This is a genomic window from Metasolibacillus sp. (assembly GCF_025291715.1).
Lineage (GTDB): Bacteria > Bacillota > Bacilli > Bacillales_A > Planococcaceae > Metasolibacillus > Metasolibacillus louembei.
In genome coordinates, this window is sequence record NZ_JAMBIZ010000001.1 from 112412 (window position 1) to 138420 (window position 26009).

The 26009-nt window shown below is 40.2% G+C and carries 23 protein-coding genes; 15 read left to right on the forward strand and 8 right to left on the reverse strand.

Features of this window, described 5'->3' with window-relative positions; all coding sequences use genetic code 11:
- The first annotated feature begins 26 nt into the window (after positions 1 to 26).
- The 3 genes from M3Z76_RS00665 (at position 27) to M3Z76_RS00675 (ending at position 3477) form a co-directional block, all read left to right on the forward strand.
- A complete protein-coding gene (locus tag M3Z76_RS00665; RefSeq protein ID WP_293920064.1) occupies positions 27 to 1529 on the forward strand; it encodes a carboxypeptidase M32 in 1503 nt (500 codons plus the stop codon).
- A 322-nt stretch (positions 1530 to 1851) separates the two neighbouring features.
- On the forward strand, positions 1852 to 2706 hold the full coding sequence (locus M3Z76_RS00670) for a DUF4652 domain-containing protein (RefSeq protein WP_293920063.1): 855 nt from the start codon (positions 1852 to 1854) through the stop codon (positions 2704 to 2706).
- A gap of 228 nt (positions 2707 to 2934) precedes the next feature.
- On the forward strand, positions 2935 to 3477 hold the full coding sequence (locus M3Z76_RS00675; RefSeq protein ID WP_293920062.1) for a hypothetical protein: 543 nt from the start codon (positions 2935 to 2937) through the stop codon (positions 3475 to 3477).
- A gap of 35 nt (positions 3478 to 3512) precedes the next feature.
- Here the strand turns inward: M3Z76_RS00675 and M3Z76_RS00680 are convergent, their stop codons facing one another.
- From M3Z76_RS00680 to M3Z76_RS00695, 4 genes are all read right to left on the reverse strand, one after another.
- Positions 3513 to 5180 carry a b(o/a)3-type cytochrome-c oxidase subunit 1 gene (locus M3Z76_RS00680; protein WP_293920061.1) on the reverse strand — a complete coding sequence of 556 codons (1668 nt, stop codon included), beginning with the start codon at positions 5178 to 5180 and terminating at the stop codon, positions 3513 to 3515.
- A complete protein-coding gene (locus tag M3Z76_RS00685; RefSeq protein WP_293920060.1) occupies positions 5158 to 5658 on the reverse strand; it encodes a cytochrome c oxidase subunit II in 501 nt (166 codons plus the stop codon). The genes M3Z76_RS00680 and M3Z76_RS00685 overlap by 23 nt, the downstream gene beginning before the upstream one ends.
- 30 nt (positions 5659 to 5688) lie before the next feature.
- A complete protein-coding gene (locus M3Z76_RS00690; RefSeq protein ID WP_293920059.1) occupies positions 5689 to 5811 on the reverse strand; it encodes a hypothetical protein in 123 nt (40 codons plus the stop codon).
- A gap of 171 nt (positions 5812 to 5982) precedes the next feature.
- A complete protein-coding gene (locus M3Z76_RS00695; RefSeq protein ID WP_293920058.1) occupies positions 5983 to 6441 on the reverse strand; it encodes a chemotaxis protein CheX in 459 nt (152 codons plus the stop codon).
- 358 nt (positions 6442 to 6799) lie between these two features.
- Between M3Z76_RS00695 and M3Z76_RS00700 the strand changes: the two genes are divergently transcribed.
- The 5 genes from M3Z76_RS00700 to M3Z76_RS00720 all read left to right on the forward strand — a co-directional run bounded on the left by M3Z76_RS00700 (position 6800) and on the right by M3Z76_RS00720 (position 14949).
- Positions 6800 to 10429, forward strand: coding sequence for a dynamin family protein (locus tag M3Z76_RS00700; RefSeq protein ID WP_293920057.1), 3630 nt, complete (start codon positions 6800 to 6802; stop codon positions 10427 to 10429).
- A gap of 27 nt (positions 10430 to 10456) precedes the next feature.
- The gene (locus M3Z76_RS00705) at positions 10457 to 11263 is read left to right on the forward strand and encodes a sulfurtransferase (protein ID WP_293920056.1); all 807 of its coding nucleotides are present in this window, start codon (positions 10457 to 10459) and stop codon (positions 11261 to 11263) included.
- 281 nt (positions 11264 to 11544) lie between these two features.
- Positions 11545 to 12360, forward strand: a complete 816-nt coding sequence (locus M3Z76_RS00710; protein WP_293920055.1) for an MBL fold metallo-hydrolase — start codon at positions 11545 to 11547, stop codon at positions 12358 to 12360.
- A 68-nt stretch (positions 12361 to 12428) separates the two neighbouring features.
- Positions 12429 to 13841, forward strand: coding sequence for a copper amine oxidase N-terminal domain-containing protein (locus M3Z76_RS00715; RefSeq protein WP_293920054.1), 1413 nt, complete (start codon positions 12429 to 12431; stop codon positions 13839 to 13841).
- A 193-nt stretch (positions 13842 to 14034) separates the two neighbouring features.
- Positions 14035 to 14949 carry a stalk domain-containing protein gene (locus tag M3Z76_RS00720; protein ID WP_293920053.1) on the forward strand — a complete coding sequence of 305 codons (915 nt, stop codon included), beginning with the start codon at positions 14035 to 14037 and terminating at the stop codon, positions 14947 to 14949.
- A 132-nt stretch (positions 14950 to 15081) separates the two neighbouring features.
- Here M3Z76_RS00720 and M3Z76_RS00725 read toward each other — a convergent pair whose 3' ends face one another.
- Positions 15082 to 15303 (reverse strand): hypothetical protein, encoded by a 222-nt coding sequence (locus M3Z76_RS00725; RefSeq protein WP_293920052.1) that lies wholly within the window; start codon positions 15301 to 15303, stop codon positions 15082 to 15084.
- 191 nt (positions 15304 to 15494) lie between these two features.
- Here M3Z76_RS00725 and M3Z76_RS00730 point away from each other — a divergent pair, with 191 nt between their 5' ends.
- From M3Z76_RS00730 to M3Z76_RS00750, 5 genes are read left to right on the forward strand one after another with little or no spacing between them, the layout of a single operon-like run.
- A complete protein-coding gene (locus M3Z76_RS00730; protein WP_293920051.1) occupies positions 15495 to 16622 on the forward strand; it encodes an NAD(P)/FAD-dependent oxidoreductase in 1128 nt (375 codons plus the stop codon).
- The gene (locus M3Z76_RS00735; RefSeq protein ID WP_293920050.1) at positions 16612 to 17520 is read left to right on the forward strand and encodes a DoxX-like family protein; all 909 of its coding nucleotides are present in this window, start codon (positions 16612 to 16614) and stop codon (positions 17518 to 17520) included. Before M3Z76_RS00730 ends, M3Z76_RS00735 begins: the two co-directional genes overlap by 11 nt.
- Positions 17517 to 18122 carry a DUF4166 domain-containing protein gene (locus M3Z76_RS00740; RefSeq protein ID WP_293920049.1) on the forward strand — a complete coding sequence of 202 codons (606 nt, stop codon included), beginning with the start codon at positions 17517 to 17519 and terminating at the stop codon, positions 18120 to 18122. Before M3Z76_RS00735 ends, M3Z76_RS00740 begins: the two co-directional genes overlap by 4 nt.
- Complete coding sequence (locus tag M3Z76_RS00745) at positions 18094 to 19644, forward strand: YndJ family protein (protein ID WP_293920048.1); 1551 nt, start codon at positions 18094 to 18096, stop codon at positions 19642 to 19644. Before M3Z76_RS00740 ends, M3Z76_RS00745 begins: the two co-directional genes overlap by 29 nt.
- Positions 19628 to 20050 carry a DUF4351 domain-containing protein gene (locus M3Z76_RS00750; RefSeq protein WP_293920047.1) on the forward strand — a complete coding sequence of 141 codons (423 nt, stop codon included), beginning with the start codon at positions 19628 to 19630 and terminating at the stop codon, positions 20048 to 20050. Before M3Z76_RS00745 ends, M3Z76_RS00750 begins: the two co-directional genes overlap by 17 nt.
- Positions 20051 to 20111: 61 nt before the next feature.
- Here M3Z76_RS00750 and M3Z76_RS00755 read toward each other — a convergent pair whose 3' ends face one another.
- Both M3Z76_RS00755 and M3Z76_RS00760 read right to left on the reverse strand, forming a co-directional pair.
- The gene (locus tag M3Z76_RS00755; protein WP_293920046.1) at positions 20112 to 20930 is read right to left on the reverse strand and encodes a S1C family serine protease; all 819 of its coding nucleotides are present in this window, start codon (positions 20928 to 20930) and stop codon (positions 20112 to 20114) included.
- A gap of 15 nt (positions 20931 to 20945) precedes the next feature.
- Entirely contained in the window at positions 20946 to 21683 is a 738-nt protein-coding gene (locus M3Z76_RS00760; protein ID WP_293920045.1) for a sulfite exporter TauE/SafE family protein, read from the reverse strand.
- A 387-nt stretch (positions 21684 to 22070) separates the two neighbouring features.
- On the opposite strand from M3Z76_RS00760, the gene M3Z76_RS00765 reads away from it, so the two are divergent.
- Positions 22071 to 23273, forward strand: coding sequence for an NAD(P)-dependent malic enzyme (locus M3Z76_RS00765; protein WP_293920044.1), 1203 nt, complete (start codon positions 22071 to 22073; stop codon positions 23271 to 23273).
- 48 nt (positions 23274 to 23321) lie between these two features.
- On the opposite strand, the gene pepF is transcribed toward M3Z76_RS00765, so the two are convergent.
- The gene (pepF, locus tag M3Z76_RS00770; protein WP_293920043.1) at positions 23322 to 25124 is read right to left on the reverse strand and encodes an oligoendopeptidase F; all 1803 of its coding nucleotides are present in this window, start codon (positions 25122 to 25124) and stop codon (positions 23322 to 23324) included.
- Positions 25125 to 25232: 108 nt separating this feature from the next.
- Here pepF and M3Z76_RS00775 point away from each other — a divergent pair, with 108 nt between their 5' ends.
- Entirely contained in the window at positions 25233 to 25955 is a 723-nt protein-coding gene (locus M3Z76_RS00775) for a class I SAM-dependent methyltransferase (RefSeq protein WP_293920042.1), read from the forward strand.
- Positions 25956 to 26009 lie beyond the last annotated feature (54 nt).

A 26009-nucleotide genomic window follows, 5' to 3' on the forward strand; every position in this document is an offset into this window, starting at 1 on the left:
AATAGAGTGGAAAGGGAGGCTTACAAATGACAGTCGAACAACAATTTGTAGATTATGTGAAGAAAATGCAAAACTATCACGAGGCGATTTCGGTTATTTATTGGGATATGCGTACAGGAGCGCCGAAAAAGGGGTTAGAGCAACGTGCTGAGGTGATCGGTACACTATCATCAGAAGTATTTGCACTACAAACATCAAATGAGTTAGGTGAAATGCTAGCAGCACTTGAAGCAAAGCAAGGTGAGCTGGATTTTGTAACAAAGCGCTTATTTGAAGAAGTAAAAAAAAGCTATGATGAGTCGAAAAAAATTCCTGCTGATGAGTATAAAGCGTATGTAATTTTACAGGCAAAGACAGAAAATGCCTGGGAAGAGGCGAAGGAAAAATCAGATTTCGCACTATTCCTACCATATTTAAAAGAAGTCGTTGCATATCAAAAGAAATTCATTAACTATTGGGGCATTAAAAACGGCTCGCCATACAACACATTGCTTGATAAATACGAGCCAGATATGACAACAGATATTTTAGATAAAGTGTTTGGTCAATTACGTGAAACCATTGTGCCATTAGTAAAAGCGATTCAAGCATCACCAAACAAACCAGACACAGCTATGCTATTTAAGCATTTCCCGAAAGAGGGACAGCATGCGGCTTCGCTAGAGCTTTTAGAGAAGCTTGGCTATGATTTTGACGCAGGTCGCTTAGATGAGACGGTACACCCGTTTATGATTGGCTTAAATAGTGGCGATATTCGTGTAACAACGAAATATGATGAAAATGATTTCCGCTCGGCTGTATTTGGTACAATTCATGAGTGCGGTCATGCGCTATACGAGCAAAATATTGATCCGAAATTAATGGGCTTACCACTTGCAACAGGTACATCAATGGGTATCCATGAATCGCAATCGCTATTTTATGAAAATTTTGTAGGACGTAATCCTGCTTTTTGGCAAAATAATTTTGAAGTGCTACAAAAAAATTCACCAGCGCAATTTGGTGATGTCACAGTAGAGGAGTTCCTAGCTGCTATCAATTTTGTAGAGCCTTCATTAATTCGTATTGAAGCAGATGAATTAACATACCCACTCCACATTATGATTCGCTATGAAATTGAGCGTGAGCTATTCAATGGCGATTTGCAGGTAGAGGATTTACCAAAAGTATGGAACGATAAATATGAAGAATATTTAGGTGTTCGCCCAGCGAATGATGGAGAAGGTGTTCTCCAAGATACGCATTGGAGTGGCGGCATGTTTGGATACTTCCCATCATATGCGTTAGGCTATATGTATGCAGCACAATGGAAGCATGCAATGGATAAGGATATTCCAAACTTTGATGAGCTATGCGGCAAAGGCGAGCTACTTCCAATCCGTGAATGGCTAACAGATAAAGTGCATCAATATGGCGCATTGAAAAAGCCATTTGAGCTATTAAACGAAGCGACGGGCGAAGGCTTAAATGCGCAATATTTAGCGGATTATTTAAAAGAGAAATATACGAAGCTATACCAATTAAAATAGAAACAAGAAAAAGCACTGCTGATTGTATGGTACATAACAATTAGCGGTGCTTTTCTTCGAGAGGGGATTCCATCTTTTTCTTTAACTAACATAACAAGCTATCATTTATTTGTAACTTATTCCACCATTTATCGTCAATTTCTATTAGAAAAACATTAAAGTAAGTCATAGACAAAGAGATGTTTTGAGTGAGTGGAAAATATTTTGTCATGAGAAAGCCTCCAAAGTTTTTATCTGTTGGAAATTAAAGCTTCTTCTTCGATTAATGGATGTTTTAGTGGAAGGCGGTTGAATGAGTAAATAAATTTAAGGATGTGAGGAGATGAAAAAAACGCTGTTTATGGTACTTATTACGCTTATACTTTCAGGCTGTTTTGGAATGGAAAATAGAGAAACAAAGGAATCAATTGATGAAGGGACTATCACAGTTGGCACAACTAAAAGTGAACTGATATTGAATGAAGGAATTCCTCTGTTTGAATATGCTCATCAACTACCTTCTATTGCAACAAAACCAAACGAAATAGCTACTATTCATATTGAGAATGAACCAAAAATTTCGGTTTATCTCTGGGATGAGCATGTGCCACTAAAATTAAATAGTTTCTCAATCCCTTATGAAATGGGGCGTTATGTTTACAATATCGAAGCCGAATGGCCAACTAAAAAAGCAAATTTTATTGCTGTAATTGAAGTTCAGCATGAATTTAAGCGAGTGCAACGTGAAAAGGAGCCTGATGATTCAAATGCATGGATTCCATCGCCTAATGGTGAAAAACAAGTCATGATTGAAGGGCTTGGAGAATTCGAAGCACATGGAACAATTGTATTGAAGGAGCTAAATAGTAATACGATGGAGAATATTGATTTTAATCATGGTCTTCAATGGACAGCAAAGAAAATTGCATGGTATGACAATGACTCAATCTTAACGACGATTGGGCTCGTTCATGGCACGGTAACTCGTGGAGGTAATCTCTATTACCTAAATTTAACAACACTTGAGCTCACACCGATTCTGGAGCTCCCTGTTAAGGAGGAAGTAACTGATTTTTCAATAGAAGGTAATTTACTAACATATGAAGTACACGTTTATGAAGATGACGAAATGAGCAAAGGATATATGGAAACCCGAACTTTAGAACTATCAGCTATAGAACAACAGTTAAACGATTAATAGAGAGCTTTAGGTAGATAAAATCCTAGAAAAACGCAGATATCTTAGGGGAATTCGCAGATAAGTCATGAGAAATCGCAGATAACCCAGAAAATTCGCAGATAAGTCCTAGAAAAGCGCAGATAACTCAGTAAAATCCGCAAATATTCCCTAAGAGAAGAGTTTAAAAATAGGCTGTAACAAATAAATGTCTCAACCGTCTATTACTATAAAGAGGAGGGATGCGTAGTGAGGATATTGTCAATTATAGGATTAACCATGCTACTAACCGCTTGTAACACGGCACAGCCACAAGCTGATCCTATAGAAAATCAAGCAACAGCACAAGTAGAGCAGCAGCCATTCACGTTAAAGCTTGAAGCAGAAAAGGAACAATATAAGGTCGGGGAAAAGCCTATTATTCAGGCGGAGCTTGTTTATGCTGGTGAAGAGGATGAAATTACGATTGCACATGGTGGTTCATGGCTATTTTTAGAAACGACAAATATAACAGAGGATTATCATTTTGGAGCATTTATGAATGAGCCGCTTATTTATACAAAGCTAACAAAGGGAGAGCCTTTAATTGAACGATATAGCTTTTCAGGCGGAACTTATATTGAAGGACAGGAAGGCAAGCCCTATAGTTACGAGCTATTTGAGCGGATGGCTAAAATGGACTTTCCAGCAGGGCAGTATGAAATTAAAGCGATAACGGAATTTGGAATAGAACAGATAACAGGGAAGAAGTATCAGTTAGAGGCACGTATCGTATTTGAAGTAGTAGAGTAAAAAAACTGACGGAAACTGTTCCGCCAGTTTTTTCATTACCATAAATTATTGAAGCCTTTTGAGCCAGGTGGTGCGTTGCTAATAATATCAAAGATTGGCACCGTGTAAGCAAAGATGATTAACGCTACTAAAATAACGCCCCATACTTTGAAGTTTTCAAGAATAGCAGGTGTTTTCTCCGCATCAGGTGCTACTTCTGCTACAGGGAAATCTTGCTCGCCCTTTGGTGCGAAAAATGCTAATTGAATGACAAGGTACGTAATCAAAATGATTGCGATGAATAAAATCGTTCCGCCAACTGCTTGCGCAATTTGGTAGGCAATCCATTCTGTTGCTTGTGATGCACCGCCATACTCAGAAAATTCAGAGCGACGTGGCGCACCGCTAAGTAGACCAACGATATGCATCGCACTTGACATAATAAACATACCCGTTGCCCACAAAATCCCTACAATCACACCAAGGAAGTTGAGCTTTTTCGTTAAGACACGACCTGTTAAATGTGGGATTAACCAGAACGCTACACCGAAGAATGTTAAGACAACAGTTGTTGCCACAGTTAAATGGAAGTGACCAGTAATCCAAATCGTATTATGCACAAGCTGATTCATTTGGTGCGATGCGTTGACGATACCGCCAGCACCACCAGGAATAAATGCGACCATCCCCATGAACGGTAATAAGAATCGGCTATCTTTCCAAGGTAATGCTTTAAACCAGCCTAAAAGTCCTTTGCGACCTAATTCGCGACCTCGTAATTCAAATGTTGCAAACATGGAGAATGCTGTTAATAAAGATGGTACGATAACGAAGAATGTTAAAACAACTTGAATGAATTTCCATAAGCCATCGATACCAGGCTCTGTTAACTGATGGTGAATCCCTACAGGAACAGAGAAGATTAAAAACAGCATAAATGCTAGACGCGCTAATGCGTCAGAGAAAATTTTTGCACCGATAATTTTCGGTACAATCGCATACCAAGCCATATAAGCAGGCAGTAACCAGAAGTACACTAATGCATGCCCGAAATACCAGAATAAAGTACGAGTTAATAATACATCCACACGTTCGATTAAGCCGAGCGACCATGGTAAAAGCATAAATAACACTTCTACTGCTACACCTAAAGTAGCAACAAACCAAAGTAAGCTATTGACAACCGCCATAAAAGCAAGCAGGGGAGATGTTTGCCCTTTATTTTCCTTGCGCCATTGTGCGTAGCGCATAAATTGTGGAACACATAATAGCCATGAGCCAACAACGACTAATGTTAAGCCTAAATAGAAAATCCAGTGCGCTTTTAATGGAGCATAAAATGTATAAAGCACTGTTGCTTCATTTAATAGCACCATCGTTGCAGCTGCAACTGTGCCAATTGTCATTAACCAAAAACCAATCCAGCCAATTTTGCGTTGTGTATTTGTTAGAGGACCAACTGTGCGACTAACCGCAGCAATTTGGAAGCCCATAATAAAGTATGTTGTTAAAATAAGACCGAGTAAAATCCCATGTACAGTTAATACTTGATAATAACCAATGCCCCAAGGCAATTTAAATTGACCTGAACGAACTAATACTTGCAATAAGCCAGCTAAACCACCGACAAGCAATGCGATAAATGCAACATACATATTAGCCATTGCTAGCTTTGCATCACGCGCATCAACCTTCATTACTTTATTCGCTATCGTTTGTTGCATTTGGGTCCACCACCTTTAATGTAGAATACATAAACGCATGCCCTGTACCACAGTACTCATTACATACGATTAAATATTCACCTGTTTTGTTAACAACGGTTGTATATTCTGATACATAACCAGGCTCAAGCATCATATTGACATTTGTTCCTGTAATATGGAAGCCATGAATAACATCCTTTGTTGTTGCGATAAATCTTACCTTTGCATTTAGAGGTAATTCGATTTCCATTGGATTATAATTGAAAGCAGAAGCGATTAATACGACTTCATAATCCCAATCCTTACCTTCTACTTTATGCACGCCTGGATTATTGAATGGCTCAAAGTCCTCCACTCGTTCATAATCAATCGTCCATTTTGTATCATTTGGATGTGAGCCGCTATGGAAGGCGCCGATACCTAAAATAACGAGAAACGCTACTAAAGTACCTGTACCAAACACTAGCCACCACTTTTCATACTTATGCAGGTGCATTTTTGTCAACTCCTTAAACAGTTAGTGTCATTAGAAACGATCCATAAATAGGCTGAAGCAATAGGCCCATAATAAAATAATGATTCCGCCTACGGTAAAGGTCATCAATAGCGTGCCTTTTAGATTTTCTTCCGACTTTTTCTTTTTTGCCATTATTACCCCTCCTATGTATTAGATGTATATTTCGTACTTGTTTTCATCATATAGAAAACTCATAGTAGACGATGTGATAAAAATCACACTTGCTGTAGGTTTTTGTGAAAAAAATGTGAAGTGTATAAAAAAAGCTAGCAGACGTATGTCCACTAGCTAACTAAGAAACCATTATTCTTCATCATCAATCGTTAATAAAATCGTAATGTTGCCAACGCCCTCAATTGCGGCAGGGAGGCGGAAAGCATGTTGGAAGCCATACAGCTTTGTATGACCAACCATCACGGTAGGTGGTGTAATATCAAGCTCTAAATTTTCAGTGCCAGCATGTGTACAAAGATTCCCAGCAATCATATTGCCGAGCTCACCTGTAAATGACTCTAGCATTGCACCTTCTAGTGGCATGCCAAACATAGAAGCACCAATTGCACCAAATGTTTCTGGCTTACTGTCAATAATGATACGTCCCTTTAAATCACCGACTAAGCCAATAAGTACGCCCATTTCCTGTTGTATGTATGGTTCTTTTGTAAGAGAGGGGGTTTCAACATCTATAGTCATTGGTAAAATAGTTTTTAATGAGTGGATTGTTCCGTTTAAAATCGTTTGTACATGCTTCGAAGTGCTCATTGTATGCCACATCCTTTTTATCTACTTTATTTCATAATATCATGAAAATGTCGAAAAATATAGAATACAATGAAGATTGACAGCAAACAAAAAATATTCGTATAATAGAGATGAAAATGATTCTCAATATTAGCTGGAGTGAGGTGGCTCGTATGATTTTTGTGCTAGTTGGCATCGTGATTGCTGCATATGTAGCAATCGGCTCATACGTGTTAAAAAATACAACAAAATCCATTTAAAGCGGAGCTTAAGGCAAATATATATTTGCTATAGCTTCGTTTTTTTTTTCAATTAAAGAGCGAAAATTATGTTACTATATACGTATGTGAAAATATAAATAAAGGGGCATTACAGTAGAATGGAAGTTTTTGAGCAACAACTGCAGGAGCTGCTTCAGCAATCTGCAATTCAATACATAATTTATCAAAAAAATGAAGATACAGAGCGCATGGAAAAGCTTGATTTATTTGCGCGCAAAATTTTGCAAAAGGAATATGTGATCGGCTTTGCAGGGCATTTCTCAGCAGGTAAATCGAGCATGATTAATGCATTATCTGGTGAGGATATTTTAGCAGCAAGTCCGATTCCGACGAGTGCGAATATCGTTAAGGTGCATAAAGCTGAAGAGGATTATGCGATTGTTTATATGCATCATGAAAGGCCTGTAAAGTTTGAAGCGGGCTATGATTTTAAAACGGTAAAAGAATTAAGTAAAAACGGCGAGCTTGTATCGCAAATTGAAATTGGGCATAGCGGCTCAAATTTACCATTAGGTGTGACAGTAATGGATACACCAGGTGTTGATTCAACCGATGACGCACATGCGATGAGCACAGAGTCGGCACTTCATATCGCTGATATTGTCTTTTATACGATGGATTATAATCATGTGCAATCAGAGTTGAACTTCCAATTTACGAAGCAATTAATGAAATATAATCCGAACGTTTATTTAATCGTCAACCAAATTGATAAGCACATTGATGCGGAGCTATCGTTTGAGGATTTCCGCAAGTCTGTGCATCAATCATTTGCGGCATGGGGTGTTGAGCCAAAGGATATTTTCTTTACATCATTAAAGGATAAGGAGCATCCACATAACGATTTTGCGAAAGTGAAAAAAATTGTGATGGATTCAATGAATGATTGGCAGGAGCAGCTTGTATCAACAGCTAAAAACACGCTGCAAAAATTGCATCATGAGCATGAGGCTTATTTAGCACAAGAAAAGCAAGACAGCTTTGAGGAGTTTGCCGAGGTGCTACCGATAGAAGATTGGGAGGCACGTGAGGATATTTTAGCACAATATGATTATTTAACACGCCAAACGACATTATTCTCCTTTGAGGAATGGCAGCAAACCTTTGACGACAAGCGCAAAGATTTATTAGCAAATGCGGCGATTATGCCAGCTGATTTCCGTGAAAAGCTACGCAGCTTTTTAGAGAGCAAGCAGGAAAACTTTAAAGTTGGTGGCTTATTTAGTGCTAAGCGCAAAACAGCGGAGGAACGCGAGCGTCGTGTGGAAGAGGCAAATAGTGCCTATCAGACGATCGTGCAATCACAAATTATCGGGCATCTCAAGGCATTAATGAAGGAAGCGTTGAAAAATGTTGGTGCATTAAATGAAGAGCGAGCTGCAGCAATTGATGGACATGATTTCAAGCTACCATTCTCATTGATTGAAGAGCAGGTGCAATCAGGGGCATTAGTAACAGGGGATGCCTTACTTAATTTTGCGAACCGTGTAGCAGAGGCAACGAAGCGATTTTTCGTACGTGCGACAGATGCGTGGCTAGAGGAGCAAAAGCCTCTTTTATCACAAATTGCAACAGAGGCGAGCGCGCCAGTGAAATTAAAAACCGCAGCGCTTCAGCCGAAAGTGGATGCAATTCGTCAAATCCAGTTATTTGATGAGCGCAAAGCGTATAGTGATAAGGAAATGAAGCAGGCGAAAAACGAAACACGTGCCATCGCTAAAACGCAAACAGCTAAATGGCAGCAGGATTTTGAGCGAGCACTTGCGGAAATTCGTCCATTTAGCGAGGAAATGCTTGCGCCAAAAGAACAACAGCACATTAATGAGCAGTTTGAACAACAGCAAACAACGGGCACAAACTATCAAACAGATGAAGTTATTCAGCGTGCATTGAAAACAGCAGAGACAATTGGCGATGTAGAAGGCTTCGCCGAAGTAGCAAGCTTCTTAAAGAAAAAAGTGGAGCGCCTGCAAAAGAAAGATTTTACAATCGCTTTATTCGGTGCGTTTAGTGCAGGGAAATCTAGCTTCTCAAATGCTTTAATGGGCTCAAAGGTGTTACCTGTATCACCGAACCCGACAACAGCAGCAATCAATAAAATTCGTCCTGTAACGCCTGAGCACCCACATGAAACAGCGGATGTTCAATTAAAAACAGCAGAGCAGCTGCTTGAAGATATTCAAGGCTCGTATGCGGCAATTGGTTTAACGGTTTCATCCTTAGAGGAGGCCTATACACGCGCAGAGGAAGGCTTAGCGGTAAAGCTAGTTGATGAGCGCTTAAATATTCATAAGTCATTTATTCGTGCCTATGCAGAAGGCTATAACCAGTTTAAAGAGCAGCTTGGGGAAGTGCTGCGTGTTGATCGTGAGCAGTTTGAGCTATTCGTTGCACAGGAAAATAAATCATGCTTCGTTGACAATATCGATTTTTATTATGATTCACCAATTACGCGCATGGGTGTGACCTTGGTTGACACACCAGGGGCAGATTCCATTAACGCGCGTCATACAGGAGTGGCATTTGAATATATTCGGAATGCCGATGCGATTTTATTTATTACCTATTACAATCATGCTTTTGCGAAAGCAGACCGTGAATTTTTAATTCAGCTTGGTCGTGTCAAGGATGCGTTTGAGCTAGATAAAATGTTCTTCGTTGTCAATGCGATTGATTTAGCAAACACGAAAGAGGAAGAGGAAGATGTAAAAAATTATGTGCGCAACGAATTGCAGCGCTTTGGTATCCGCTTCCCACGCTTATATGGCGTGTCGAGCTTGCAAGCTTTACGTGAAAAGGAGCAAGGGCAAGATTTGGCGTCAGGTATGCCACCATTTGAAGAGGCATTCCATCATTTCTTAAACGATGAATTGCAGGGGCTTGCGGTGCAGGCATTGCAGGAGGAAGTGGAAAAGGCACAAGCTCGCCTGCACGATTTAATTGCACAAACGGAGGCCAACCTTTTACGTAAGGATGATCGCTTAGAGGAGCTAACACAGCTAGAGCAGCATATTGAAAAGACGTATGCAAACGCCCAAACGACGATGCTAGAAGCTGATGCTAATCACGAGCTAGATGAGCTACTGTACTATGTGATGCAGCGAGTGTACTATCGCTACCCAGACTTCTTCCGGGAAAGCTATAACCCATCGCAATTTGCGGCAATGTCAGCAGCAGCAGCGTTGGAAACATCGCTAAAAGAAGTGCTACAAGCATTAAGCTTCGACTTTGCACAGGAATTGCGTGTAACGAACTTCCGTTTAGCACAATTCGTTGAAAAGCGCATCGGTGAACGCTTTAAGGAAGAGGCGCGTGGCTTAAAGGAAATGAACAACAGCTTTGCTTTTATCGCCTATGAGCCAGTGCAGCCAACAATGCTTGAATTTGCTGGACCATTTACAGATTATAGCAAATACACATCGGTTAAATCGCACTTCAAAAACGTCAAAGCCTTCTTTGAGAAAAATGAGAAGGAGCATTTAAAAGAAGCGTTAGAGCAATTAACAAAGCCAGATGCACAAAGCTATTTAGATGTGGAAAAAGCACGCTTACGTGAATGGGCAGCAGGCTATGTAGCAGAGGAAGCGAATGCGCTAGCCGCATATATGCGCACACAAGCATTGGAGCAAATCGCCACAGAGCGCCGTTTACTGCAAGAAGAGAGTGCATTAGGTGTATGGAAAGCGATTTACGCCCAATTGGAGTGCCAGGCACACAAACAATTCTGACAATTCGGGTGAAGGGGAGAGATGTTCATGGCAAAAGTATTTGTAACGGTAGATGAAGTCAAAGAAAAAGCACGCTTTATTGATACGCGCTTTTCACTAACAAATGCAGAGGAGGGGCAACAGTTATTTGCTGAAGGTCATATTCAAGGGGCAATTTATTGGGATTTAAATCTCGATTTATCGAATATGGCGAGCAAAGAAGGGCGTCATCCAATGCCATCAAAGGAGCAATTGCAAGCGCTATTTGAACGTAGTGGCTTACGCTATGAAGATGTCATTTATGTATATGACCAAGGTGGCATGCCATTTGCAGCGCGTGCTTGGTATATGCTGAAATACGCAGGCTTCCCACAAGTATATATTGTCAATGGTGGCTTTGCGGCATTGGCGGAAAAGCTTGATGTGACAGCAGAGCACATGAACTATTCGCCAACAGAGCTACAGCTGCAATGGCAAGAGCAGTTGTATGCAGGACGTGCGGATGTAAAGGCGATTGTCGATGGCAAGGAGCAAGCAACGCTGTTGGATGCACGTGCGGCCAATCGCTATCGCGGAGAGCAGGAGCCACTGGACCCAATAGCAGGACATATTCCAACAGCGAAAAACTTTGATTGGGAGCAGATCAAGCAAGGTGCTTCACTTGTACCGAATGATGACCTTTTAGCAAAAGTCGAAAAAAATGAGGACATCGTTGTGTACTGTGGTTCAGGTGTCACTGCATCGCCATTGTTTGCGGTGTTGACAGAGGCAGGCTATGAGCATTTGCGCCTATATGTTGGCAGCTATAGCGATTGGATTACAGCGTATGATGTGGAGACAGGAGAAAATAAATAAAAAAATAACTGCTTTGCAAAGAGATGTTGCAAAGCAGTTTTTCGATAGTTTGTTACAGATGTTCATGCTAAAATAGTTATTAATAGAGTGTATTTATATTATAGGAATTGGCAATGGCGGATAAAGTATTATAAAAAGCATTCAATACTTGGTAAGAAATGACCCTAAAGTTGTCAATTGAACAAAGTCGAATCCAGCTATAGCTGATGGAGCTGTCAAAAGGCGGCTCTCTCTTTTTAGAAGAAAAATGAATAGTGATTCATCGTGGAGGGAGAGATTGTATGTTATTAAAAAAACAATTTGAGCAAGGGGAAATAAATGGAGTAGTTTATGGCAATGGCACGGTTGCGTTTCAAGGTGTGAAGCTAAATGTCTATTGTTATATCATTGATGGGGTATGTATCGACACAGGAGCACATTCTTTGCGACAGCAGTTTCAACATTTTTTAACAGCACAATCCTTTGAGCAAGTTGTTTTGACACATCATCATGAGGACCATTCAGGTAATGCTGCGTTCTTGCAGCAACAAGGTGTTCCTATTTATATAGAGGAAAGTTTACTAAAGGAATGCGCTAAAAAAGCAGCATATCCCCTTTATCGCAGGCTGTTTTGGGGTGCGCGTAAACCGTTTCAGGCACAGCCGCTAGCTAACACATTCACCTCCAAAACAGCTACATGGGAAGTGATTCAAACACCAGGACATGCTATCGATCATGTAGCATTATTGAATAAAAATACAGGGCAATTGTTCACAGGTGATTTATATGTAATGACTAAGACGCGCCTTATTTTAAGAGAAGAAAGCATTCCAGCGATTATTCGCTCATTGCAACAAGTATTAGCATCTGATTTTGATGAAGTATTTTGCAGTCATGCAGGCTTATTAAAAAATGGTCGGAAGGCATTGCAAGCAAAGGAGGATTATTTATTAACAGTGCAAGACAAGGCTTTTTCACTTTATGAACAAGGCTTCACAGTGTCAGAAATTGACCGACAGCTGTTTTCGAAAAAATATCCAATTACGCGTTTTTCACGCGGGGAGTGGGATTCGCAGCATATCGTGACATCTATTTTAAAAGAAGCAAACAAAATTTGAGTTTTTTGTAACCTTTTTAAGCATCCTACGACTAATCGTATGAAACGTATTTAAAGGAGCGAAAAAAGATGATGAAAAAAACCATGACAATGGCATTAACAGCAACGTTAGCAACGAGTGCAATAACAGCACCATTCGCATTCGCACAAGATAAAGCAGAGCCAATTTCAAATGAAGTGCAGGAGGAAATAGCAACAAACTTCATTCAGCTTACAGGTAAATTAGGGAAAATTGAAAAGCATGATAACGGCACATTATATACAACAATTGAGCAAGGTGACGAAACATTCTCATTATATATTGAAGAAAGCACACTTGTTTTAGATAACCAAGGCAAAGAAGCAGAGTTAAAAGAAGGCGCAAAATTTACAGCGTTTGTTGATAAAAACAAGCCGATGCTAGCAATTTATCCACCCCGCTACACACCGGAAGTGCTAGTTGTGGAAACGGCTGATTTTGGCATTGTAGAAGTAGGCACATTTGATAAAGATTTCGTTAATAAGGAAAATACATTGAAATTAAATTTATCAGATGAAACAGTTGTGACAAATGTAGCTGGTGATAAATTGCCGCATGACGCAATCGTTGGCAAAGAAGCAATCGTTCTTTACGGACCAGCAACATTTAGCATCCCTGCTCAAACAAATCCATACCGTGTCATCGTATTTGACGGTGCACAAGATGAAGTAGAAGAAATTACGCCAATCGAGGAAGTAGTGGATTTCCAACAATTTGAAGGTGAAATTACTGATGTAGTAACACGTGAAAATGGCTCACAACTGCTTGTTATTGAAGATAAAGAGCAACCATTCGCATTAACTGTTGATAAAGAAACAATTGTCCTTGATAACACAGGGAAAAAAATAGAGTTGCAAAAAGGAATGAAATTTACAGCGTATATAGATGTGATGAAGCCTGCAATTTTAATTTATCCACCACAATATGCGCCAGAAGTGATTATCGTGCAAACGGAAGGTGCAGGTGTAGCGGAGTTTGGCACATTTGATTTAAATTTGTTAAATCATGAAAATACGTTAAAGCTAACGATTGATGATAAAACTGAAATTACAGGCTTAACAGGTGATAAATTAGCAAAAGATGATTTAATCAATGCACAGGCATTAGTGTTTTACACTGTAGCAACAGCAAGTATTCCAGCTCAGACAACACCAACAAAGGTGATTGTCTTTGGTGAAGCGACATTTCCAGAGGCTGAGCTTGCTGTAGAAAATAGCAAGCAAGTAGATGGTGTGACAATGGTGCCATTACGCGCTTTAGCAGAGGAATTAGGCTATAAAGTAACATCTACAGGAAAAGGTGCAATCCTAACAAAAGGCAATGCTTCATACGAAATTACACGCGGACAAAAGCAATACACGCATAATCGCGCAATCAAAGCATTTGACGTAGCACCTAATTTATTAGAAGAAAATACAACATATGTGCCACAGACTTTCATTGAAAGCTTACGTGGAGAATAAAGTAAAACGGCATTTCGTAGGGAAAACTCTACTTAATGAAATAGACATTTCATATTTTGGCTACCAACCAATATGAATGAGGAAAGGGGAAAGCAGGAAAAACCTGTCTTTCCCTTTTCTTATTAGAAAATGTAACCTTTTCATCCAGTATACGACTAATACTGTGAAATGAACGTGAAGGAGAGAAAGTATAATGAAAAAAGCAATGACGATGATTTTAAGTGCAACATTGGCAACAAGTGTCATGGCAGCACCGCTTGCATTTGCACAGGATAATGCAGAATTAACTTCAAAGGAAGTGAGGGAGGACGTGGCAACAAATTTTAAAAAACTGCAAGGCAAGTTAGGGAAAATTGAACAAAATAAAGATGGCTCATTCTTCACAACAATTGAAGAAGGCGAATCAGTTTACTGGCTAACAATCGATAAGGAGGCAATCGTTTTAGATAATTTAGGAAAAAAAGCGGAGCTGAAAGAAGGATTAGCCTTTACAGCTTATGTTAATGCCAACAAGCCGATGCTGATGATTTATCCACCACGCTACACACCAGAAGTCGTGATTGTGGAAACAGGCGAATTTGGTACAGTAGAAATCGGCACATTTGATGGCGATTTCGTCAATAAGGAAAATACATTGAAGCTACATATTGCTGATGAAACAGAAATTACAAATATCACAAATGAAAAATTAACGAAGGATGATGTTGTTGGCAAGGAATCACTTGTTTTTTACACTGCCTCAACAAGAAGTATCCCAGCTCAAACAACACCTTCTAAAATTATCGTATTAGAGGAAGCTATGCCAGAGCCAATTATTCAAATTTTAGATGTATTACCAGGGCTAATTGCACAGGATAGCTATGAAGTAAACGGTGTGACGATGGTGCCATTGCGCGATTTAGCTGAATATTATGGCTATGCGGTGAAATCAACAGGAAAAGGTGCAGTGATCACAAAAGGCAATCTTTCCTATGAAATTACGCGTGGACAAAAGGCATATACAGATAATGGTGTAACAAAGAGCTTTGATGAAGCGCCAGCATTATTAGAAAAAAATAAAACATATGTACAACAAGATTTAATTTATATTTTACGTAACGCACAATAAGCTTAATAAGGCTGTTAGAAAAGTAGGAAGATTCTACTTTCTAGCAGCCTTATTTTATGGAGATTTACTATAAGAAAAGAAATTTTTATGGTAATCTAGTATATTTTTGAACTGATTGCATAAAAAGAGGGACTATAAATTCGATACATAATTTAAAAGAATAAAAATAGTTGTAACTATTATATCAAGAAGTGCGGATCGTATTTGTTGAATATATAATTTTGATTTCGTTACATCTACAAGACTAGTAAAACCAATTACATAAACAATCGTATTATCAATCAGCTCTTCCTCTATAAAAAAATCATGATGATTGGAAAATTTATTTGTGAGTTCATTCACTATTTTTGTCATAGAGCCTTCTCCTTATTTAAATCAACAATAAAATAATTATTGGCAATAAGCGGTTATTTTATGCAAATGCTGAAATAGGTGGGCAGAACCAATGTAGGATATTTTGCTTTCTAGACAGCCTTATCGACAAGGAAAATATGGTATCATAATAGTGCTATTGGCAAAGTCTATATAGTAAAAGAGGGGATAAAATGACAAAACAATATATCGTAATAGGCGCAGGCATTTTAGGTGCCTCGGCTGCCCTTCATTTAGCTTTAAATAAAGCACAGGTAACAGTTATTGATCGTAATGACGCGGGCAAGGCGACAAATGTAGCAGCAGGCATTATTAGCCCATGGCTTTCACAGCGCCGCAATAAAGCATGGTATTTTTTAGCGAAAAAAGGTGCAGCGTACTATCCGCAGCTTATCGAAAAATTAGCTGAGCTAGGTGAATTCGATACAGGCTATGCACAAGTAGGTGCATTGCATATTCATTCAGAGGAAAAGCGCATTGAGCAAATTTTAGCATTGGCGGATAAGCGTAAAGCTGAAGCACCTGAAATTGGTGAAACGAGAAAGCTGTCAGTTGAAGAAATAACGAAAATGTTCCCCTACATAACAGAGCCAATGCGTGCTGCGTATGCAAGCGGTGGTGCACGGGTTGATGGACGAAAAGTAACGCAATCAATGAAAAATGCAGCTATTAAGCTAGATGCAAAATATATTGAAGGTGATGCTGCCTTACAAGTGGAGGATGGCAAAGTGATCGGTGTAATGGTCGACGGTATCGTCATTGAAGCAGATGAAATCATTGTGACAACAGGTGCATGGGGCAATGAAACATTGCAGCCGCTCAAGCTCGATATGCAAGTGAAGCCACAAAAGGCACAAATTTTAGAGCTGCAGCTAGAAAGCGAAAAAACAGAGCATTTACCTGTTGTCATGGCACCTTCCACTTTATACATGCTGGCATTTGAAGAGGGGAGATTGATGGTAGGCACGACGCATGAGGATGATAAAGGCTTTGATATGCGCCCGACGATTGGTGCGGCACATGAAATGGCAGAAAAAGCCTTTCAAATAGCCCCTGATTTGCGAGAAGCACAGTTAAGTGAGTTAAAAGTAGGCTTCCGCCCTGTTGTGCCAAATGCCATCCCTGTCATTGGGCGCTTGCCGCAATTTTCGAATGTGCTTGTAGCAAATGGCTTAGGCTCAAGTGGCTTAACAGTTGGTCCATACTTAGGTAAGGAATTAGCAGCACTTGCACAAGGGCTAGCGACTGAAATTGATGTAGACAATTATCAGTTAACGAATGTGATACGACATGAAAAGTAAGCCAATTTATGTTGAAATCGAGATGGATACATCGATGGAGCAATTATGGGCATATACGCAAAATCCTGAACTGCATGCAAAGTGGGATTTGCGTTTTTCTGAAATCCATTATAAAGACAAGGAAACGCCAGATGCACCGCAATTGTTTACATATAAAACGAAAGTAGGCTCGCTTTTCACTGTAGAAGGCTGGGGTGAAAGCAAAGGCACACATCATAAAAAAGATGAGTCAAGAACTTCCTCGTTGCATTTTGGGACGGAGCAAAAAATTTCACCGATTGCAGAGGGAAAAGGGTACTGGCAATACGTGCCGAATGGAGAAACGCTGACTTTTCTAACACAATACGATTATCAGGTGCGCTTCGGTGCAGTAGGCAGAGCCTTTGATATATTATTTCGCCCATTGATGGGCTGGGCGACAGCACTCAGCTTTGATGTATTGAGAAGATGGCTAAATACAGGAGAGCCACCAAGCATGCAATATCGTCGCTTCTTTTTATCAGTATTGTTATCACTGACATTTTTCTTTATTTGGTGTTATCAAGGACTTGTACCGAAGCTTATTGGGCTACATCCAGAGGAAGTAGCGCTTTTTACTGCGGTCAGTGGTATTGGCGGGGAGATGGCACAATGGGCTGTACGTTTGGTTGGTGTAGCTGAAATATTATTCGGCATGATTTGGCTATTGCCATTTAATAAAAGCCATTTGTATATGATGCAACTTGTCTTGTTTCCAATTTTAACGATTAGCACAGGCTTGACAAGCAGTGAAACATTAATAGGTCCGTTTAATGTGATTTCGTTAAATGGCGCATTGATTGCTTTATCGATTGTCGGTTATCTCTGCCAGCAAAATTGCCCTACAGCGAAAAGCTGCAAAAGGAGGAGAGAGGCATGATTTATGAAAAGCTATTAGGGGAAAGCTTTCAGCGGCTCCATCCGAAATTGCAGGAACGCTATGCACTACCGTTGAATGAGCCGTTTCAGGCAACTGGTATGATGCAAACGATTGAAACAGGCTCGAAGCTATTACATCCTTTTTATCGATTGGCAACGAAGTTTCATTTTTTGTTTCCAGAATCGGGACGCAATGTGCCGTTTACGCTTCGCAATGTTTGTAAGCAAATGGACAATGGAGATTATGAAGTAGAGTGGGAGCGTGCCTTTTATTTTGGAGATAAGGTGCGTCGCTTTGATGCGTTAATGACCGTTGATACAGAGCGGCATATTGTAAAGGATTATTTAGGCACACCTGCCTTGTTTTATTCGGATTTGCATTTTTCTGTGACGAAGGAAGGGCGCTTGTTGATTCGCTCAGGCTTACAGCGCTTTGTTGCGAAGAAGTTTGAAATGAAGATACCTGCCTGTTTGGAGGGGAGAGTCATTGTCGAAGAGGGCTATGATGATGCATTACAGGTGTATACGATTCATGTTTCCATCATGAATCCGCTAGTAGGGAGGCTGATGCTGTATGCTGGGCAATTTACGCCAGTCGATTAATCCGTTATCACTATTTGGTCTGCTTCTTTTTGCCATTGTTGTGATTGGGGCGGATAGGGCTCATTTTTTCTTGTACTTAACGCTTGCACAGCTCGTATTTGTGCCGGCGATTGTGCAGGGCATCGTGAAATTAACGAAGGGGCAGCAAAACCTTGTAGCACTTGGTCAACTCAGTGTAGCAATGCTAGCTTTTACGACAAATAAAACGGTGATGCTTGTAGGAGCAACGCTTTATTTGCTAGCAACAGCGATGATTAGCTGGCTAGGTTTACGTCGTTTTTTACAGCGTGGCTTTACTAATACAGCAGAAATCGCCATTGATATCGGGCTTATATATTTAGTTGTTGGTGGTATGTGGTTTTTTGCTTATACGGTTGGTATTGATACAGGCTTCACATCTTTAATTACATGGCTAACTGCGATTCATTTTCATTATTCGGCTTTTCTGCTTTGTATTTCAGTTGGGCTGCTTGGACGTTTAACAGGAGGTATTTTATATAAGCTTGTTATGGCAGTGATTGTGTCAGGTCCAATATGGATGGCAATTGGCATTACACTGTCAACAGTCATTGAAATGCTGTCAGCGCTGCTTTATATTTTGGCGATTTATTTGCTGCTGTTTCTTGTAATACGTACAAAGCTTTCTTTATGGCAGGGGATTTTTATTCGTCTTTCCATCGCAGCAATATGTTTCTCCATTCTGTGGTCTGTTTTATATGCATATGGTAATTTTACAGGGCATATGATTGTTGATATTCCAAATATGCTACAGTTTCATGGCTTTGTTAATTGCTATTTCTTCGGCATTTTTACGGTGCTCGGATGGCTGCTACATATCCCTGCAACGAAGCAGGGCGCTTTTCAATTTCCGATTAGCCAAATTCGAGGAAAGCTAGTAAATGAGGGAGCTGTACATAAAGGCTTAGTCGAGAAGCTAGATGATTTTGCGGAAACGATAAATTTACATCCAGCTATTGCGCATTTTTACGAGCAAACAACCGCCTACCGGTTATTTGCGCAGGTGCGTTGGGCGTGGTGGTTTTTACCCTTTGCTTTTATTTATAAAGGCTTGAGCAGGTGGCTCCAGCAAATTAATTTGCCATTAAGTAAAACGAAAACAGAAATGACAGGGCGCATTGTGCTCGTGGATGAAAAGGTGGATGGGCGAACATTTCCACGAGCATGGATTCGCACAGTGAAGGGGCGTCGTGTCTTCACAGCGATTTATTCTCAGCATACATCTGATCAAACCTATATGAATATTGCGCTGCCATTGCCCTATTCAACGATGATTGGGATTTTAGCATTGTATGAGGAGCAAGGAAAGCTACATTTAACGAGTCGTAATGGCGCAGATGCGGGTGTTTATTTAGCGATAGGCTCTGCTGTCATGAAACTACCATTACAGGAGCATTTCACAATTACAGCAATTTCCACAACACAATTAATAGCAGCACATCAAATGACGCTATTTGGCTTGCGTTTTTTGCATATTGATTATGAGATTGAGCGAGAAATTTAATTTTCCTTTAATTACTATATTGGATGCAATTGAGTATTTTGAAACGATGATTCGTTATTTAATGGAGGCAGTCAAGCAATTGTCGAAAGACGATATGAAGCATATCTTACAAGAAGTAGAGAAACAATTTCCAGAGGGGAGTGACTTAACGATGACATTGGCAGATAGCTTACGAGAGGAAGGACTACAACAAGGCTTGCAGCAAGGACTACAACAAGGACTGCAACAAGGAAAAATAGAGACGATGGCACAAGTTGTTCAGCAATTATTGTTCCGAAAATTCGGCAAGCTACCAGAGGATATTCAACAAAGCATTCTCCATGTAGATTCTGTAGATTTGCAAATATTGGTAGGTGATATTTTCACGATTGAAAGTTTGGATGATGTGCGAAAATATTTACAATAGCATTTGGGAAACAATAAAAAGTGTCTGAACGTGTTGGAGTTCAGGCACTTTTTATTGTTTATTACAAACCCATTAATTGCAATTCCCTCTGCACGAGCTCAAGCGGCACAAATAGACCGATACGTCCATGCTCCTCATGCTTTGTCGTAGCGAAGACGACACCAATTACTTGTCCGTCCTCAGTCAAAACAGGGCTACCGCTATTGCCTTTGTAAATCGGGGCTTGTAGCATCATGACAGGCTCCTGCCAATCATCAAGCTGCAAGGGCTCCAGCACGGTTCCTTCATTGGCAATGCCGGTGAAATAAAGAGGGTTGCCAATGACATAGACATGCTGCTTACTTGGCTGAAAAGTATTGGCTAATGGAAGATACGGTAGCTCCTCCTCGGTTTCCACCTTTAAAATAGCTAAATCGACTTCAGGGTTGCTTGCAATGACATGTGCTTTATATAAGCCGTTGTCAGGGAAAACAGCGGTAAGCGCTAGCGCATCATCAATGACATGTGCATTTGTCAAAATATAGCCGTCTGCTGAAATAGCGAAGCCTGTACCTTTACTGTTTTCGGATGAAACTTCAACAATAGCTTTTTTGTATTGCTGAATATCTTCCTGCTGTGACAGCTTTGTTGATACTTTAATAAATTCAATTGCAGGAATCGAATAAATTTGAAAAATGATAGCAAATGTATTAAATAATAAGGCGAATGCCATAATATAAACGGCGAAGCGAATGATTGGACGCTGTTGTCGTTTTTTCGGTTGGCCATTGAGACGACGCTGCCGTTCTTCCTCTAACGCCTTTTCCTGTTCAGCTAGCACAAGCTCCAAAAATTCTTCCTCTGTTAAAGGCTCCTCCTGAGGCTGTTGTTGCTTATCCATTTAGCTCCTCCTCCTTTACGATAACAAAATTAAGTCATAAGCGAGTTGAGCGATTAAAATTACTGTAATAATGCGCAATAGCTGACTAGCAAGCTTATTGCTTACTTTGCGTGAAAGCAATAAACCGATTTGCGCACCAATAATTGCACCAGCCATTAATGATAATGTTTCCATCCATAAAATTTGCCCAGTTACTATGTATGTAATTGCCGCACCAAAGCAAGTAGCAAAAACACCGACTCTTCCTAATACGACAGCCTTCATATAGCTTAGTCCAGCACTCGCATAAATATATAATAGCAATGTTCCACTACCAGGTCCAAACATCCCATCATAAATGCCAACACCAATTAACAGTGCGCGTGTACGATGCTTTAGCTCAAGGACGACCTTTTCACCAAAATTTGTTCGACCTAAAAAAGAGAGAATGAAGGCAAAAATAAGTAAGCATAATGCAATCATTGTTAACACTTTACTCGGTAATAGGGAGGCAATTAATCCTCCAAGCAAGCCGCCGCTAAAGCATAATATAGCTATTGGACGAGCTTCTGCCAAAGTCACTTCTTTATGACGCAGAGCCGAATAAAAGTTGGATAATGCACTAACTGCGCTCGCAACTTTATTAGCACCAATTGCAGAGTGAACAGGCATTCCGATCAACAGCATAGTTGGTAATGTGATAAGTCCGCCACCACCTGCTAGTGTGCCAATAATATTTCCTAGAAAACCAATTAAAAATAATAATGTTAACAAAAAATCGCCTTCTTTCTATATGCTCAACTTTACATTATTTTTTGAATTTTTAAAATGTATTTTGCGAATGTGTCTAAAATGTGACGGATTATACTTGTGACTTTGTGAAAATTTTCATAATTTTGCAGTGAAAATGAATCGTGTATATTTTCACAAAAAAGTAGCTTGTCTGAATAGTGCTAGAAAATGTAAGCGCTATTTTATTGCTATGTTAAAAAACTAATTTTTAGCCATTTATTATTTGTGAAACATTGAGCAATCCGTTGCTATATATGGCTTTAAATATATTTTTCAAACTGGCGGGAAATTATTATTGACTTCATATTTTGGAGGCGATATGATACGTAACTATAAAGAAAATTCAGATAACTAAAAGGAGATATGCGAATGGATGTTATGCAAAGAGCGTTACAATTACATGAGGAATATTGTGGGAAGATGGAAATCAAAGCACGTGTGCCGCTTGCGGATGCCTATGATTTAAGCTTAGCTTATTCACCTGGTGTAGCAGCGCCTTGTATTGAGATTGAAAAAAATCCATCTCTTGTTTATGACTATACAATAAAAGGTAATTTTGTAGCCATTGTCACAGATGGGACAGCGGTGCTTGGACTCGGTGATATAGGACCTGAAGCTGCATTACCTGTAATGGAGGGCAAGGCATTATTATTAAAGCGCTTTGCCAATGTGGATGCTGTACCGATTTGCTTAAATACAAAAAATGTAGATGAGATTGTGCAAACAGTAAAGCATCTTGCGCCAACATTTGGCGGGATTAATTTAGAGGATATTTCGGCACCGCGCTGCTTTGAAATTGAGGATCGACTGCGTGCTGAGTGTGGAATTCCTGTCTTTCATGATGACCAGCATGGCACAGCTATTGTCGTTGCCGCAGGGCTGATGAATGCGCTGAAAATTGTGCACAAGGAATCAAGTGAGGTCAAGGTCGTGATTAACGGGGCAGGGGCAGCGGGGATTGCCATTTTGCGTATTCTTGTGCAAATGGGCTTTACGAATATATTTATGTGCGATACGACAGGTATTATTTATAAAGGACGAAAAGAGGGCATGAATGCGATGAAAGAGAGCATTGCCCATTTAACAAATAGCGGATTGCAGCATGGACAGCTTGCGGATGCGTTAGTAGGAGCGGATGTCTTTATCGGCGTGTCTGTTGCCAATTTATTAACAGAGGCACATATTGCTTCGATGAATGCTGACCCGATTGTTTTTGCTTTAGCGAACCCAAACCCAGAAATCACCTATGAAAATGCCAAAGCATGGGGTGTGCGTGTAATGGGCACAGGGCGTTCTGACTATCCGAATCAAATTAATAATGTGCTGGCGTTTCCAGGCGTCTTTCGTGGTGCATTAGATGTAAGAGCAACGGACATTAACGAGACGATGAAGTTGGCTGCGGTAGAGGCTATTGCTTCATTAATAACAGAGTCGGAGCTGCATGAGGAGTATATCGTACCGAAGGCATTAGATGAGCGCGTTGTAGGTGTTGTCGCAAAGGCGGTTGGCAGCGCTGCAATTGATACAGGTGTATCAGATTTGTTTCAGCAGCCGATAACAGCATACGAATAGCAATAACTATCCGAAAAGCAGCGCTTTAAGCTACTTTTCGGATATATTTTATGCATTCATCGCTTCTGTTAATTTTTCAAGCTCGTCAACTAAGCTACCAATATAGGCAATCGTGTTGCGTAGCGGCTCCTCCGTTGTAATATCGACACCCGCCATTTGTGCAAGCTCAACAGGCGTTTTCGCACCACCTTGTTTTAACATATCAAGCCAATCTGTGACAGCTGTTTCACCTTCCACTAAAATGCGCTGTGATGCTTCTGTTGCAATTGTTAAACCAGCAGAGTATGTGTATGGATATAAGCCTTTGTAATAATGCAGCTGACGCATCCATGTTAATTCAGCACCTTCTGTAATTTCAACCGTATCGCCCCAAAATTCCTCGATGACGCTATGCTTTAATTCATTTAGCTTCGCCGCGTTGACAGCACCTCCTGTATCAACAATTTCATACACTTTGCGCTGATACGCAGCTTCTAATAAATGTGTCACGAATTGATGATAATATGTGCGCGATACCATTTTCGCAATGACCCAGCGTTTAAAGCGCGCATCCGTGGCATTTTGCAATAAATGATGTGCCATTAGCATTTCATTCATCGTCGAAGGTGCTTCAATAAAGTACATCGATGGGCGTGCATCGAAAATATTTTGATGCGTGTTTGCTAAATAGAAATGACCAGCATGACCAAGCTCATGCGCTAAAACGAATACTTGCTTCATACGGCTCGTCCAAGAAATTAATACATATGGATGGTAGCCATATGGGCTTGAACAAAAGGCGCCATTCGATTTGCCGATATTTTGTGCAAAATCAATCCAACGCTCATCGAATGCACGGTCAAGCATTTGTGCGTAATCCTCACCTAAAACGGCAAGACCTTCTTTGACATATTGGCGTGCCTCTTCAATTGATACTTGTGGCTCGTAAGCTGGATCAAGTGAAATTTTTAAATCCGCATAGGTCATGTGCTCAATACCGTGCACCTTTTGGAGTAATTTAGCATAGCGGCGCATATGCGGTGCCAGCTCCTGCATAATTAAATCAATTTGTCGGTCATACAATGTGCGATCCACTTCCTGCGATTGCAGCAAATAGTCAAAAACAGATGTGTAGCCGCGCAAATCTGCCTCTGTTTTTTCACGTTGGATATGCGTGTTATATGTTTTCGCCATCGTATGCTGATAGTTGCGCAATTGCCGATGGAATGTCTCAAATGCAGCACGACGGAGTGTCAAATCATTTTCAAATTCCCAATCCCCTTCAAATGAATTGAAGCTAAGCGGATAGCTTTTGCCATCTACCTCAAAGTCAGGGAATTGTAAATCAACTAGTTTCGTAATGTAGTAAAGCTCAAAGGCAGCACCGAATGTCGTGCCGAATGACGCTAATGCCTTTTCTGCATCTGGATGAAGCTGATGTGGCTTTTGACGCAATAGCTTATCAATAAAATGAGCATAGTGCGGTGCTAGCTGACCAGCCTGACGCAAAGTTGCTTCATCCAATTGTAAAAGCTCACTTTGAATGAAGGATAGCTGAGAGTTTAATGAAGCTGAAAGCTGTGATATTTTGGCAGAACGTAATTGTGATTCACTATTCGTTTGATCCGTACTTTGTGCAAGAAAAGCAAATGTCGTAATTGGCATCATTTGCTCAAGGAATTTTTCATATGCAGCAATGACTGCCACTGCTTTGTCGGCATTGACAATATTTCCTTTATACGTCGCCTCTGTAGTGGAAGCATAAGCTTTGACATCTTCAATTGCCTGGTCAAATTGTTGCTCTGTGGCAAATAAATCATCTAAATTCCATGTTTCTGTGATATTGACTTCGCTTCGTTTAAGTGTTGTCATTATATAATAGCCCCCTAATTATTCCGCTGTACGAAATAAATTGTAGCATTGTTTGCTGAATATTTCAAAAATTTTTATGGGGTATAATAGTTAAATGGAGGGAAGATAATGAAACAAAATAAATATGATAACGACAAATTTTTCGATATGTATGCACAAATGCCTCGCTCTGTAGATGGCTTAAAGGCGGCAGGGGAATGGCATATTTTAAAGGAGCTATTGCCCCCCTTTGCAAGAAAAACGGTGCTTGATTTAGGGTGTGGCTTCGGCTGGCATTGCCGCTATGCAGTGGAGCAAGGTGCAAACGCTGTAACGGGTATCGACTTATCTGAAAAAATGTTAAAGCAGGCAAAGAAGCTTACAAATAGCGATGCGATTACATATTTGCAAATGCCGATTGAGGATATCGATTTTGCGGAGGAGCAATTTGATATCGTCATTAGCTCACTGGCGTTTCACTATGTTGAAGCATTTGATGTAGTTTGTAAAAAAGTATTTAACGTTTTGAAAAAGGGTGGCTCCTTCGTTTTTTCAGTGGAGCATCCGATTTTCACTAGCCGTGCAGAGCAAGATTGGCATTACGATGAAAAGGGGCAACCTAGGCATTGGCCCGTCGACGATTATCATTTAGAGGGTCTACGTCAAACATCATTTTTAGCCGAGGATGTTGTTAAATATCATCGCACAGTAGCAACCTATGTCAATACATTGATTGAGGCAGGATTTACAATTAAGACAATGAAGGAATCCTACCCATCAGAGGAAATGCTCGAAACGATGAAGGATGAGATGAGAAGACCAATGTTTTTATTGCTAGCAGTTGAAAAATAATTTGAAATGGTTGTCTGAAAAGCGGTATGCTAACATGCTTTTTGGACAACCATT

What these genes read in the sequence shown, in the direction of transcription:
- M3Z76_RS00665 (WP_293920064.1), top strand. Translation starts at nt 27, where the DNA reads ATGACAGTCGAACAACAATTTGTAGATTATGTGAAGAAAATGCAAAAC.
- M3Z76_RS00670 (WP_293920063.1), top strand. Translation starts at nt 1,852, where the DNA reads ATGAAAAAAACGCTGTTTATGGTACTTATTACGCTTATACTTTCAGGC.
- M3Z76_RS00680 (WP_293920061.1), bottom strand. Translation starts at nt 5,180, where the DNA reads ATGCAACAAACGATAGCGAATAAAGTAATGAAGGTTGATGCGCGTGAT.
- M3Z76_RS00685 (WP_293920060.1), bottom strand. Translation starts at nt 5,658, where the DNA reads ATGCACCTGCATAAGTATGAAAAGTGGTGGCTAGTGTTTGGTACAGGT.
- M3Z76_RS00690 (WP_293920059.1), bottom strand. Translation starts at nt 5,811, where the DNA reads ATGGCAAAAAAGAAAAAGTCGGAAGAAAATCTAAAAGGCACGCTATTG.
- M3Z76_RS00695 (WP_293920058.1), bottom strand. Translation starts at nt 6,441, where the DNA reads ATGAGCACTTCGAAGCATGTACAAACGATTTTAAACGGAACAATCCAC.
- M3Z76_RS00700 (WP_293920057.1), top strand. Translation starts at nt 6,800, where the DNA reads ATGGAAGTTTTTGAGCAACAACTGCAGGAGCTGCTTCAGCAATCTGCA.
- M3Z76_RS00705 (WP_293920056.1), top strand. Translation starts at nt 10,457, where the DNA reads ATGGCAAAAGTATTTGTAACGGTAGATGAAGTCAAAGAAAAAGCACGC.
- M3Z76_RS00710 (WP_293920055.1), top strand. Translation starts at nt 11,545, where the DNA reads ATGTTATTAAAAAAACAATTTGAGCAAGGGGAAATAAATGGAGTAGTT.
- M3Z76_RS00715 (WP_293920054.1), top strand. Translation starts at nt 12,429, where the DNA reads ATGATGAAAAAAACCATGACAATGGCATTAACAGCAACGTTAGCAACG.
- M3Z76_RS00720 (WP_293920053.1), top strand. Translation starts at nt 14,035, where the DNA reads ATGAAAAAAGCAATGACGATGATTTTAAGTGCAACATTGGCAACAAGT.
- M3Z76_RS00725 (WP_293920052.1), bottom strand. Translation starts at nt 15,303, where the DNA reads ATGACAAAAATAGTGAATGAACTCACAAATAAATTTTCCAATCATCAT.
- M3Z76_RS00730 (WP_293920051.1), top strand. Translation starts at nt 15,495, where the DNA reads ATGACAAAACAATATATCGTAATAGGCGCAGGCATTTTAGGTGCCTCG.
- M3Z76_RS00735 (WP_293920050.1), top strand. Translation starts at nt 16,612, where the DNA reads ATGAAAAGTAAGCCAATTTATGTTGAAATCGAGATGGATACATCGATG.
- M3Z76_RS00740 (WP_293920049.1), top strand. Translation starts at nt 17,517, where the DNA reads ATGATTTATGAAAAGCTATTAGGGGAAAGCTTTCAGCGGCTCCATCCG.
- M3Z76_RS00745 (WP_293920048.1), top strand. Translation starts at nt 18,094, where the DNA reads ATGCTGGGCAATTTACGCCAGTCGATTAATCCGTTATCACTATTTGGT.
- M3Z76_RS00755 (WP_293920046.1), bottom strand. Translation starts at nt 20,930, where the DNA reads ATGGATAAGCAACAACAGCCTCAGGAGGAGCCTTTAACAGAGGAAGAA.
- M3Z76_RS00765 (WP_293920044.1), top strand. Translation starts at nt 22,071, where the DNA reads ATGGATGTTATGCAAAGAGCGTTACAATTACATGAGGAATATTGTGGG.
- pepF (WP_293920043.1), bottom strand. Translation starts at nt 25,124, where the DNA reads ATGACAACACTTAAACGAAGCGAAGTCAATATCACAGAAACATGGAAT.
- M3Z76_RS00775 (WP_293920042.1), top strand. Translation starts at nt 25,233, where the DNA reads ATGAAACAAAATAAATATGATAACGACAAATTTTTCGATATGTATGCA.